The 12,838-nt window shown below is 37.4% G+C and carries 11 protein-coding genes; 6 read left to right on the forward strand and 5 right to left on the reverse strand.

Annotated features, from left to right (window positions below; translation table 11 throughout):
- The first annotated feature begins 17 nt into the window (after positions 1–17).
- The 3 genes from H8R91_RS05610 to H8R91_RS05620 all read left to right on the forward strand — a co-directional run bounded on the left by H8R91_RS05610 (position 18) and on the right by H8R91_RS05620 (position 2,956).
- Complete coding sequence (locus H8R91_RS05610) at positions 18–1,082, forward strand: FUSC family protein (RefSeq protein WP_186935206.1); 1,065 nt, start codon at positions 18–20, stop codon at positions 1,080–1,082.
- A gap of 570 nt (positions 1,083–1,652) precedes the next feature.
- Positions 1,653–1,886 carry a low molecular weight phosphatase family protein gene (locus H8R91_RS05615; protein WP_186935207.1) on the forward strand — a complete coding sequence of 78 codons (234 nt, stop codon included), beginning with the start codon at positions 1,653–1,655 and terminating at the stop codon, positions 1,884–1,886.
- A 617-nt stretch (positions 1,887–2,503) separates the two neighbouring features.
- On the forward strand, positions 2,504–2,956 hold the full coding sequence (locus tag H8R91_RS05620; protein ID WP_186935208.1) for a hypothetical protein: 453 nt from the start codon (positions 2,504–2,506) through the stop codon (positions 2,954–2,956).
- A gap of 309 nt (positions 2,957–3,265) precedes the next feature.
- Here the strand turns inward: H8R91_RS05620 and H8R91_RS05625 are convergent, their stop codons facing one another.
- Complete coding sequence (locus tag H8R91_RS05625) at positions 3,266–4,600, reverse strand: sodium-dependent transporter (RefSeq protein WP_186935209.1); 1,335 nt, start codon at positions 4,598–4,600, stop codon at positions 3,266–3,268.
- Between the two features lie 124 nt (positions 4,601–4,724).
- On the opposite strand from H8R91_RS05625, the gene H8R91_RS05630 reads away from it, so the two are divergent.
- Complete coding sequence (locus tag H8R91_RS05630) at positions 4,725–5,612, forward strand: LysR family transcriptional regulator (protein WP_186935210.1); 888 nt, start codon at positions 4,725–4,727, stop codon at positions 5,610–5,612.
- A gap of 76 nt (positions 5,613–5,688) precedes the next feature.
- Here the strand turns inward: H8R91_RS05630 and ade are convergent, their stop codons facing one another.
- Entirely contained in the window at positions 5,689–7,425 is a 1,737-nt protein-coding gene (gene ade, locus H8R91_RS05635; RefSeq protein ID WP_186935211.1) for an adenine deaminase, read from the reverse strand.
- Positions 7,426–7,640: 215 nt separating this feature from the next.
- Between ade and H8R91_RS05640 the strand changes: the two genes are divergently transcribed.
- Entirely contained in the window at positions 7,641–8,663 is a 1,023-nt protein-coding gene (locus H8R91_RS05640) for an acyltransferase family protein (RefSeq protein ID WP_186935212.1), read from the forward strand.
- Positions 8,664–8,750: 87 nt separating this feature from the next.
- On the opposite strand, the gene H8R91_RS05645 is transcribed toward H8R91_RS05640, so the two are convergent.
- From H8R91_RS05645 to H8R91_RS05655, 3 genes are read right to left on the reverse strand one after another with little or no spacing between them, the layout of a single operon-like run.
- Positions 8,751–9,275: a PucR family transcriptional regulator gene (locus H8R91_RS05645; RefSeq protein WP_186935213.1), complete on the reverse strand. Its 525-nt coding sequence runs from the start codon at positions 9,273–9,275 to the stop codon at positions 8,751–8,753.
- 1 nt (position 9,276) lies between these two features.
- The gene (locus tag H8R91_RS05650) at positions 9,277–9,450 is read right to left on the reverse strand and encodes an iron-containing alcohol dehydrogenase (RefSeq protein WP_186935214.1); all 174 of its coding nucleotides are present in this window, start codon (positions 9,448–9,450) and stop codon (positions 9,277–9,279) included.
- 41 nt (positions 9,451–9,491) lie between these two features.
- Positions 9,492–10,817 carry an aminotransferase class III-fold pyridoxal phosphate-dependent enzyme gene (locus tag H8R91_RS05655; protein WP_186935215.1) on the reverse strand — a complete coding sequence of 442 codons (1,326 nt, stop codon included), beginning with the start codon at positions 10,815–10,817 and terminating at the stop codon, positions 9,492–9,494.
- 585 nt (positions 10,818–11,402) lie between these two features.
- On the opposite strand from H8R91_RS05655, the gene mgtE reads away from it, so the two are divergent.
- Entirely contained in the window at positions 11,403–12,797 is a 1,395-nt protein-coding gene (gene mgtE / locus H8R91_RS05660) for a magnesium transporter (RefSeq protein ID WP_186935216.1), read from the forward strand.
- Positions 12,798–12,838 lie beyond the last annotated feature (41 nt).

Below are 12,838 nucleotides of genomic sequence, written 5' to 3' on the forward strand. Positions count from 1 at the left end.
AAGATGGGAGGATTTATATGACATTTTATCAGGAGTTGCAGTTAAATCAGGCAGGTTCTAAAAACCTGTTGAAAAAGAGTGAAACACTAAAAGAAAGATTATATCATATGTGGGTATATCTGGTGAAGATAGCTGTTACAATGGCATTTTGTTTTTTCTTTGTGAGTATTTTCAGCATCCTATTTGGAAATGAGAACAGCATTGTAGGTGTAGTAGTCTTATTATGTCTCATGGTGTTTAGAAATGCGGATCTGGGGATCCACACCGGACAATCTACGATGCTTTTGGCTTTGTTCTTTGTAATTATGACTGTATGTCCGCATTTAGCAAATCAGTTTTCACCGGTATTGGGAATGCTGTTAAATATTGCGGCACTGGCTGTGTTGATTCTGTTCGGATGCCATAATCCATTCATGTTTAATCAATCTACATTGGTTCTTGGGTATCTGCTGCTATATGGTTATGATGTTACGGGAAAAAGCTATCAGATGCGATTAGTCGGAATGGCTTTAGGTGCAGCACTTACCTGCTTCGTATTTTATCGAAATCATAAAAACAGAACTTATAAAAGTAATCTGAAAGATCTGATACAAGAATTTGATATCACTTCTTCCAGAACAAAATGGCAGATATGTCAGATTTTATGCGTACCGATTGTCCTTTGCATTGCAGAACTTTGTAATATGCCACGTGCAATGTGGGCTGGTATTGCGGCCATGTCCGTAATTTTGCCGTCTATGGAAGATATGCACTACAGAGTCCGTAAAAGGATTGTCGGAAATATTGCAGGTGTTATATGTTTTACAGTATTATATTTTCTGCTTCCTTCGTCAATCTATGCATATATAGGAATTCTTGGTGGAATCGGTGTAGGATTTTCAGCACAATATGGCTGGCAGGCAGTATTTAACACATTTGGTGCTTTAGCCATTGCTGCAGAGACTTATGGACTACAAGGAGCAGTTAGTCTTAGAGTGATTCAAAATGTTTTTGGTGTTGTGTTTGCTTTAGCATTTTGTGTTATATTTTATTGGTTTATGTCTAAAAAAAAGGAAAGTGACGTGACCGTACATGCAGAGTGAAGTGAATCAGAAAGAAAATTTGAATAGAATTATTACGGTTTCTAGATAAGGTTTTTTATGATGAAAACAGTATATCATATGCGGTCATGCATTGAAAATACTGTTCAGTTAAGAAATGCTGTATTTTTTAGGTGCACTAATGTGTAGAAAGCAGGTGTATGATGAGTTCAAATCATTTTTTGGGGTATGACAAAAAGACAGATTGCTTATCTGCTTTATAATGCAGTATAATGGTAACGAGATTTATGCAACCCGATACATGAAATTCCTATTTCTCTTTGGACGGAGGTGGATAGGATAATTTCGATTGTACCTGACAGGTGTCAGATACTTTTGTATGAGAAGCATGGTCTCTGTTTCGTCACCGCCGTGTTTGAGATATGCCCTGCATATGTTTACTGCGGTGGCGAAATTAATTTTATAGACGTGTTTGGTATTTTTAGATGTTTTTACCACAGTGTGAGAAGTCACTAATTCACAGAAATTATACAGAATCATACGGGCATTGATTTCCTGAAGGATTCCATCATACTTGCTGCGCCCCAGATTAATCAGGATGCCGTCCGTCTCATGAAGGAGCTTTACGGCATCGACATGGAGAAAAAGCAGTATTCTAAGTTGATATCAAGCATCCCGGAGCCAGACATCTCCATCTCCATGGGTTGTGATGTAGGTTGTCCGTTTATTGGCAGAGCGTTTGATGACAACTGGAAATTTGAAGATCCGACAGGAAAAACGGATGATGATTTCAGGGGGGTTATACAGCAGATCGAGAAGAATATTCTAGAATTAAAGAAAAAATGATTGCAATATAACTTCCAGTTTGTAGGGATGACATGAAAAATGAAGTTTAAGGAACAGAGCTTTACCCTGTTTGCCTATACAAATTATAGGACAATTCAAGGTTCTCACAGGCTCGAACCACTAGATTTTAAGGAAAAAGGTGCGTTCCACCATTCCCTTGTACAATAGGGGTTGAGTATGTTTTTCGTTGAACAACCGTGCCATATTGAAACCATAGTATTGATGTCAAGGAAATAATCAAACAATCTATAATGCGGCTTGTTTGCTGACTTTTGCAGCAGTTTAAATTATACGCACAACTAATGTAAATACCCAGCTATATCTTACGGAAACATATCCACCGCAAAATTTCGTTCAGGTTGTAACCTCGGATTAAATATTATGAAAACATATATATTTCAAAAGTCATAAAAGCTCCGCAACGCCACACATTTAATGTTTTATGCATACCGCAATATAAGGCAACTACTATGACGATAACAAAAAATCTAAACACTATTAGGAAAAATACAGTTTTAAATATCATAATACGGAAGAAAACAAGCTTGTATCATAAGGTACAATATATTTATTGCAAAAAAAATTAAAATATACAATAATTTTGAGGAAGGTAAAAAATGTATCAAGTAACAGTTACACCTCAATTTCTAAGCGGCAAAGATACTTTTCGACAGGCAGTGCCTGCATTGTCATGGGCAGTTTTAATTTTTGCCACATTTATTTTGATGTGCGTATTTGATTTATATATTCTTGTGATACCGTTTCTGCTTGAATTTATAAGTGTAATACCTATGGGAATATGGTCGGTAAAAAGGTCGAAAAAAATCAGAAAAGAATCCGCCACACCAACAATAATAACACTCACAGCAAAAAGCGGAGAAATATACAAAGACAATATAAAACTCAACTTATCGTATAGTGTGCCGAAAAACATAGTTTATATAGATAACGGACACAGATCTGGAAAATTTAAATTTTATACTCTCTCTTTTTCTGCGATAATTACAGGAAATGAAGTCAACGGATTTATTGACTTTTGTCTTAAAAATAAAGTTAGATTCTTAGTCTAACTTTTTGGGGTCGGCTCATTCATAGCTACATTTCCAAATATTTTTTCTGTTTATATTATAAGAAAAACAAGACCTCAAGAGAAGTCTTGTTTTTGTTAATCTGTATATACTTAAAGGTTATAACTGCTTTTTAGTTTTAACTGCTTCTTCCGCCGATTTATTAAAACTGCCTGTGTCTGTTGCTCTTATAAAAGTTTCAATTTGCGGATTGTACATCAAATCACCACCGATAAACTTTGATATATTTGATATTATAATTTATACGCTATTCTTTTGTCAAACCGACAAAAAGTGTAAATTTTTCGCAGCTTATCTCCAATTGAAAGTTATCAAACCGTAAACATAAATAAATCCTATAAACAGAGGTACAACATATTTAAAAATCGGTTTCATCCACGACTTAATCTTAAGTCCTTTGCCCTCGTTAGCCTCTTTGATAAAGTTATCCCAGCCCCAGCCGAATTTATTGCAACAGAAAAGAGCAAGAACAAGCGAACCCAGCGGAAGAATATTTGTAGATACTATGAAATCCCAGAAATCAAGCCATGTTGTTCCTTCGGAAAACGGTTGAAAATGAAGCACACTAAAACCGAGCGCCGTTGTAAGTGCAAGGACAAATACAACAATTCCGCAAATCAAACTTCCTTTGCGGCGTGACCAACCCGTTAAATCTCTAATCATTGCAAGGATATTTTCACACACACCGAGAACGGTTGACAAAGCCGCAAAAACCATAAACAGGAAAAAGAGAGTTCCCCATATGCGGCCGCCTGCCATATTATTAAACACAGTTGCCATAGTGTCAAATAAAAGGCTCGGGCCTGAATTTACTTCAACACCATAAGTAAAGCATGCAGGGAAAATTATTACACCTGCAAGAATGGCAACAAGAGTATCCAAAGAAATTATATTAACAGCCTCGCCCATAAGGGAATGGTCTTTGCCTATGTAACTTCCGAAAATAGCCATTCCGCCCATACCTGTTGACAATGTAAAGAATGCCTGATTCATTGCCGCCACTATAACCGAGCCGTCAATCTTTGAAAAATCGGGTTTGAGGTAAAACGACATTCCCTCTCCTGCGCCTTTCAGCAACAGACTGTTTACCGCCAAAACTACCATCAGCACAAGCAATGCGCACATCATATATTTTGTTACTTTTTCAAGTCCGTTCTGAATATTGAACGAAAGAATTACAAAAGCAATAACTACCGTAACCAGCAGAAAAATAACATTTACAGACGGCTGAGAAATCATAGAATTAAAGCCGAGGTCGGCATTATTCCCTATAAGAAAATTGACAAAATAGTAGATAATCCATCCGCACACAACTGTGTAAAACGCCATCAGCGCAAGATTGCCCACAAGGCACACCCAACCAAAGCCGCCCCATTTCTGCCCCGGCTTTTCTAATTTTTTATACATATGAATAGGACTTGTCTGCGCCGCTCTTCCGACGGCAAATTCCATAATCAAAGACGGAATACCGAGTACAATTAAGCAAATTATATATACCAGCATAAAACTTCCGCCGCCGTTTTGCCCGCACATCCACGGAAATTTCCAAACATTTCCGCATCCGATTGCACATCCTGCCGAAAGCATAATAAAGCCAAGTCTGCTTCCAAGTTGTTCACGCTTCATTATAGTAAATCTCCTTTAAAATTAAACACAATATAATTTATAGTATAGCAAAAATTGTATTATTTGTAAAATTGATAATATTATGTTATAATAACGAAAATATCGTTTATAAAGGATAAATAATATGGATACCAATGTATTAAAAACTTTTGTTGCCGTATGCGAATACTCGGGTTTTTCAGCGGCTGCCGATAAACTCGGTTATACACAATCTACGGTTTCTTCACAAATAAAGCAATTGGAAAATGAGCTTGACACTGTTCTTTTTGACAGGTTTTATCACAGAATAAACCTTACAGAGGACGGGCTGATCGTTTTGCAGCACGCAAGAAATATACTCGAATCTCACGAAAAAATGCTTGAAGAACTTAAAACTCCCGAAATAATAAAAGGAAATATCAGACTTGCAATGTCAAGTTCGGTATGTAATCGTTATTTTAAAGATGATTTTCTGAAATTTCGCAAACAGTTTCCCGATATTCATTTGGTTGTATTGGAGAGCGGTACCGAGCAAATGTTTGATATGCTAAGGAAAAACGAAGTTGACTTAATATTTACTTTGGACAGCCATATTTACGATTCGGAGTTTATTATCTGTGCCGAACATAAAGAGGAAGTCCACTTTATAGCCGCCGCAGATCATCCGCTTTTACAGCGAAACGAACTATTGTTAAAAGAAATATGCTCCGAAGATTTTGTGCTTACAGAAAGCAATATGAGCTACCGAAAACTTCTGAATCACGAGCTTGCCACGCAATCGTTGGAAATTCTCCCGATTCTTGAAATCGGCAATCCTCTGCAAATCTGCTCACTCATAGAAAACAGCAAAATGATTTCCTTTCTACCTGATTTTATTACGGAAGACGCATACCGCAACGGATATATTAAACATCTGCCGATTGCGGATTGTGATGTTTCTGTATGGACTCAATTATTAATACACAAAAACAAATGGCGCTCCCCTGCCCTAAACGCATTTATAGATTTTTACAGAGAGGTTATCGATAAATAAAAACTTCTGATATATTACACAATACAGCTCCCCTATCATTATTACCGTGACCGGAGAGCTGTTGTTTAATTTATAATTAAATTTTATTTTTCTCAACAAACTCGCATTTTTCAACATCAAATACACCTTTTGTGGTTATTCGCAGTGACGGGATTACAGGCAGGCTTAAAAATGACAGCGTCATAAACGGGTCTATGCCTTTATCCGCACCGAGGCGGTATGCTTCGGTTTTGGCTTTTTCGAGTTTTTCGTTTACCTTTTCTAAAGGTTCTTCCGACATAAGTCCTGCAACCGGGAGTTCAAGCAATGCCTTAATTTTTCCGTTATCGACAACCGCTATACCGCCTTTGCTGTTTCTGACCGCATTAACGGCAACGGATATATCACTGTCGGTACAGCCTACCGCAATAATATTATGTGAGTCGTGCGCAACGGAAGTTGCAACCGCTCCAGATTTTAAAGAATATCCATTTACATAGCCGACACCGATGTGGTTCGTATTTTTATGGCGCTCAATGCAGGCGATTTTTAAAATATCGTTTTCCACATCAATTTTATCGGCTGTTCCGAGATTATGCGTGAGAAGTTCTCCGCTGACAAGTCCGATAAGACCGAGTTTTCCGTCAACTTTAAAACTGTCTGGCATAACTTCGTTTAGGCAGAATGTATTATGACATTTTTCGATAAGCCTGTCGTCTGCGGCAGGGATTTCAAACTCCTTTACCTCACCGTCAAAAATCACTTTACCACGCTTGAAAACAGTTTCCACATTAAAATCCGTCAAATTGTCTACAACAACCATATCGGCAAGATAACCGGGTGCAATTGCTCCCTTATTGTTAAGCGCAAAATATCTTGCGGCATGGTGAGTTGCTGCTTTTAATGTGATTATCGGGTCTGCTCCGTTTTTCAGCGCCTGTTTTACTATGTAATCAATATGTCCTCCATACAGCAAATCACTCGGATGTTTGTCATCAGTGGCAAACATACAGCGTGCATAATATTGCTGATTCAGCAACGGCATAAGTGCCTTTAGATTGTGAGCGGCAGTACCCTCTCTTATCATAATAAACTGACCTTTTCTAAGCTTTTCAAGTGCATTTTCAAATGTTGAACATTCGTGGTCGGAGTAAACACCTGCGGCTATGTAAGCGTTAAGGTCGTTTCCCGAAAGTTCGGGAGCGTGTCCGTCTATCTTTTTATGGTGAGCCTGCGAGGCAACTATTTTTGAAACCACATCATCGTCACCGTTTATCACTCCGACATAGTTCATCATCTCGGCAAGACCGAGGACTTTTTTATGCTCAAAATACGAATCAATATCCTTGTAGCCAAGCTCTGCACCGCTCTCGTCAAACTCGGTAGCAGGTACACAGGACGGCAACATAAAATGCACATCAACAGGCAGGTTCTGCGAGCTTTGTATCATATATTCAATGCCGTCAGTTCCCATTACATTTGCTATTTCGTGCGGGTCGGTAATAACGGTTGTTGTTCCGTGAGAAACAACCGCTTTTGCAAACTCACTCGGAGTTACCATTGAGCTTTCAAGGTGAATGTGTGCATCTATAAAACCTGGTAAGACAAGTTTGCCGTTTACATCGATTTCGTTTTCTCCCTCATACTCTCCGATACCGGCTATAAGACCGTTTGCTACGGCTATGTCGCCCTGCAAAAATTCATTTGAAAAGGCATTGAGATACATTGCGTTTTTCAGTACAAGGTCAGCCTTTTCTCTGCCCGAAGCAACCGCAATGATTCTCTGCTTTACACCTAATCGTCTGTTTATTTTCTCTTCGTATGTTTCTTTCATAAAAGCACCACCTTGCAAAATATTAATCTTTATTTTTTAATAATTATATCATAATAATTTAATATTAAAAGACATTTATACTAATATTTTCTTTTTCTATCTCAATAATCATATCAGAAAAACCAAAATATTATTACAAACTTGAAAAACGAAAAATCAGAGGTATAATAGTAGTTATGTAAAATGAAAAATATGAAAATGTGTGGGGAAATATGATGGAAAACAGCAAAACCGAACGATTGGCTTATATAGATGTGGCAAGGGGATTTGTAATTATTTTAATGCTTATCGGTCACGCAAATGCACCTGACCCGCTTGTGAAAGCAATTTTCGGCTTTCATATGCCATTCTTCTTTATACTTTCCGGATTTTTATATAATAAAACAAAATGGTCCGAACTCGGTTTCAAAAAATTCACAGTATCCAAATTTAAAGCTTACATAGTGCCTTACTTTATTTTGGCTTTTTTCAATTTACTCATAAATATACCGATTGAACAAATTAAAGGTCTGAAAGGTCAGGAATTATTTGACTCAACAATGAATCATTTGCAATGGATATTTTACTCTTGGGGCGCAATAGACAAAATGCCTAACTGCACTCCGTTATGGTTTTTGCCGTGTATTTTCATTTGTTGTATTTGCTTTTATTTTCTCAATAAAATAAACAACACAGCCGTACAGACAGTTATCTGTATATTGTCTGTAACACTTGACTATATCTTGTACTTATTTATAAATATTCAATTACCTTGGCACATCAATGTTGCTCTAATCGGTATGGCATTTATGTTCATAGGACTTAAAATCAAAGAATCAAATCTGCTGAAAAATATCACCCACGGTATATCTTTTATATTTTCTATGATAGCTCTCGGTGCATTATGCATAGTAACAAACCCAAGAGTTGACCTCTGCAACAATACACTTAACAACACTTTTCTTACATTTACGGGTTCAATCACAGTTTCTGTTGCCATACTTTTTATTTGCTATAAATATGTGAATAATTTTAAATTTTTAGCATTCTTAGGCAAAAACACCATAATTATTATGGCTTTAAATTACGCAGTAAACAGTTATTCAAACCAAATTTGGAGCAATACTCCTGTACTGCAAAGTATAAGCTATTGTTGGTGGATTATGACAATAGTTGACATTCTTGCCTGCTCGGCGCTGATATTACTCTGGAACGCACTAAAGAAGGGATTTCCCGTATTAAGATTATTGCATATATAATCACATTTAAAATAAACAAAGCTGACATTGCTAATTTGCATTGCAATGTCAGCTTTGTATTTTTTGACAACAAAATAATTTATAAAATTACAGCACATCTTTTATCTCAAAAGCCAAAATGAGTTTAAAGCGTTCCTCAAAGGTCTTAAGGTTATTGCCGAGGATTTTTTTGATTTTAGCAAGCTGATAATTTATTGTATTGCGGTGCACAAATGTTTCTTCCGCCACCTTCTGCACACTGCCGTCATACTTAAGATACAACCGTAAAAAATTCAGATAATCGGTTCCGTTATCTCTGTCGTAAATCTCAAGTTTTCTGAGGTTTTCATTGTATATGCTCTCAAGCAGCGAATTATCGTCTACGGCAAGAATGAGTTTTTTGATTTCAAGTTTTTCATAAAACATCGGACTGATATTTCTGCGTTGAGAAAGTTTGAGCATCTTAAGCACAATCTGATATGCTTTTGACAGCGACTTTATATTACAATCGGTTTTACTGACCGCAATATAAAGTTTATTAACGCTCATAAACTTCTCCTGCTCTGCCTGCAACTTTTCAACCAGACTTTCGATTTCCGCATTTGTAAAATTGCTTAGCACATAAAACAGCATATTATCTACCCTCTTCGTCGAGCAATGCCGTTAGTTTTTTCATCATATCCGAAACCGCAATGTGTCTGCCTGTTACGATAAAAGCCTTTCTGCCCATTTCTTTTAAAAGCGGTGCAGCCTCGTTAAGCACGCCTTTGCCGACTACTATGTGATTTGGAACTACAAAATGTGACATTTTAATATCTCCCGTTATTTTAGAATTTTACTATTATAGTATCAAATCAATTCATTGTCAACATATGTAAGAACTTCGTCCATCTTTACCATTTCTTCCCTGATCTGTTCTTCTGTAATGATAAGCGGCGGATTTACAAAGAGCATATTTTCGTGTGAATAAGTCATAAACTTTTTCTTCTTTAACATTCCTACAAGACTGTCCATAATGCCTTTTTCATCCTTGCCGTACGGAACTAACGGTTCTTTTGTTTTCTTGTCCTTTACAAGTTCAATAGCAGAGAACAAACCGATATATCTTACATCACCTACACAAGGATGTTTCTCTTTCATTTCTTCAAGAATTTCACCGAGCACCTTGCCAACCTTGTTTACATTGTCAAGAATGTTTGCCTCGCTGTAGTAGTTTACACAGGCAACACCTGCCGCACAAGCAAGTGGATGACCGCTGTATGTAAGACCGCAGGAAAGAAGATGATCGTCAAAGTAATCTGCGATTTTCTGCGATACCGCAACGCCGCCGAGCGGAACATAGCCGCAGGTAACGCCCTTTGCAAATGATACAATATCGGGAACTACATCAAAATTCTGGAATGCAAACATTTTACCTGTTCTGCACCAACCTGCCATAACCTCATCGCAAATCATCAGAATACCGAACTCATCACAAATCCTTCTTACTCCCGGTAAGTAACCCTTAGGAGGAATAATTACACCGTTTGAACCTGTAATTGTTTCCATAACGATTGCGGCTACACTGTCAGGGCCTTCGTAAATAATCTGCTCTCTCAATTTAGTGAGATAATATTTTGTAGCTGCCTCTTCGGATTCAAATTCAACAGCCTCTCTGTAAACATACGGATCAAAAAATTTTACAAATCCCGGAATACCCGGCTCAAGCGGATATCTTCTCGGCTCGCCCGTAAGGTTGCCTGCGCCGAATGAAGAACCGTGATAACTTCTGTAACGGCTGAATACCTTGTTTCTGCCCGTAAACATTCTTGCAATCTTTACTGCGTTTTCGTTTGCGTCTGCACCTGCATTTGTAAAGAATACTTTGCCAAAACTGTCCGGAAGAAGATTAATAATCATTTCCGCAAGTGTTGACTTTGCCTCTGTTGCGTATGACGGGCCTACAAAACAAAACTTATCAACCTGTTCTTTAATTGCATCTCCGATAGCTTTGTTACCGTAACCTAAGTTAAGGTTTACAAGCTGTGAAGACATATCTGTATATTTATTACCGTCAAAATCGTAGAAGTAAATTCCCTCTGCCTTTGCAACAGGAATAGGATTTAAGTTACCCTGCTTGCTCCATGACTGAAGTACATATTTCTTATGGTTTTCAACAATTTTTTCAGGTGTCATAATTATCATCCTTTCAAATCATACCCTATCAAATCACAAATGGGACTTCGTGTTCAACGAAGCCCCATTGCTTTGAAATCTCTTTTGTTTATGCCATTATTATACCACGATATTTTATGAGCGCAACACTTTTATGCACAAATTTCTTTGTGCTGCGGCACAAATTGCAAATATAAAGCATCACTTTTTATAGGGAAATCTGTCACAATTCATAATATTTTATAAGCTGCAAACAACTTGTGCATAATATTGTTATCGGATTGTAAATTTTAAATCTAAATTCTTATACTTACTTGACATAAATATATTTAGGTGATAAATTAATATATGATGAAGTTTAATCGGAGGTGAGATTTAATGGACAGTTGCAGTAGTTTTGGTCGAAGTATTCAAACAGGTGTTACGGAAATACTCAATGTAAGGCTGTCTGTTAAATTCTGACTGATGTTTAGCCTTTTGTAAACATAATATTACTTTCTGTTCCACCGAATATTATCCTATACTGCTCAACAATCAATTGTTAAACTGCTGTGGGAATAGCGGTGGTATTTTTATGCCCTTTTGAGGCAAATGGGAGGTAATGATATGACAGAGAAAGTATTAAACAAACCAATGTATGCAGACGAAATCGTAAAGATTTTCAGGAGCGGTCTTTCAAAAGACGAGCTTATAGAAAAAATTTCCGACTACCATACAAGCGATATTGCCGACGCTCTTGAAAAAATGACTGTCGACGAAAGAAAAGCGCTCTACCCTGTTCTCGGTGTGGAACTTGTTGCGGAAATATTTTCTTACATTGAAGATTCGGAAGAGTATCTGAAAGAAATTAATTCCGATAAAGTTGCTAATCTGCTTTCGGAAATGGACTCCGACGATGCGGTAGATATTCTTGAAAAGCTCGGCGATGACGACAGAAAAAGAATAGTCGCCTTGCTTGACAACGATGCAAAACAAGATGTACGAATGATTTTATCTTATGACGATGATGAAATCGGCAGTGAAATGACTACCAACTACATCGTTATAAGCAAAAATCTTTCTATAAAAGAAGCCAGACACGAACTTATCTCGCAGGCAGGTGAAAATGATAACATCAATACAATTTACGCTGTTGACGACAACAACTGTTTTTTCGGCGCTATTGATTTGAAAGATTTAATTGTTGCAAGGAATTATCAAAATCTTGATGACATCATAGTAAAGTCATATCCTTTTGTAAAGGCACACGAAAAAATTACGGATTGTATTGAACAATTAAAAGACTATGCAGAGGATTCTATCCCTGTGCTTGATGACGAAAAACATATTCTCGGCGTTATTACCGCCCATGATATTGTTCAGGTTGTGGACGAAGAACTCGGTGAGGATTACGCAAAACTCGGTGGTTTGACCGCAGAAGAAGATTTAAACGAAACCACTTTTCAAAGCACAAAGAAAAGATTGCCTTGGCTAATTATTCTGCTTTTTCTCGGTATGGGAGTATCTTCGGTGGTAGGCATTTTTGAATCGGTGGTAGCCGTTATTCCGATAGTTATATGCTTTCAGTCGCTCATACTTGATATGGCGGGAAATGTAGGCACTCAATCGCTTGCGGTTACAATCCGTGTACTTATGGATGAAAATCTGACAGCGTCAGACAAATTAAAACTCACCGTCAAAGAAATGAAAGTCGGATTTTCAAACGGAATTCTCCTCGGTGTAATGGCAGTGATTTTTGTCGGTCTTTATATTTTCCTTATTAAAGGAAACGATATTGCCTACTCGTTTATTGTATCGGGCTGCGTAGGATTTTCGCTTTTGGCGTCTATGGTAATTTCAAGCCTTATCGGCACACTTGTTCCTATGTTCTTCAACAAAATGAAAATCGACCCTGCCGTAGCGTCAGGCCCATTGATTACAACCATAAACGACCTTGTTGCAGTTGTGACATATTACGGTATGGTATGGCTGCTTTTGATTAACATTTTACATTTAACCTAAATATTTTTACGATAAACAGGCGTGATTTTTTCGCCTGTTTT

This window comes from Ruminococcus intestinalis, assembly GCF_014288065.1.
Lineage (GTDB): Bacteria > Bacillota > Clostridia > Oscillospirales > Acutalibacteraceae > Ruminococcoides > Ruminococcoides intestinale_A.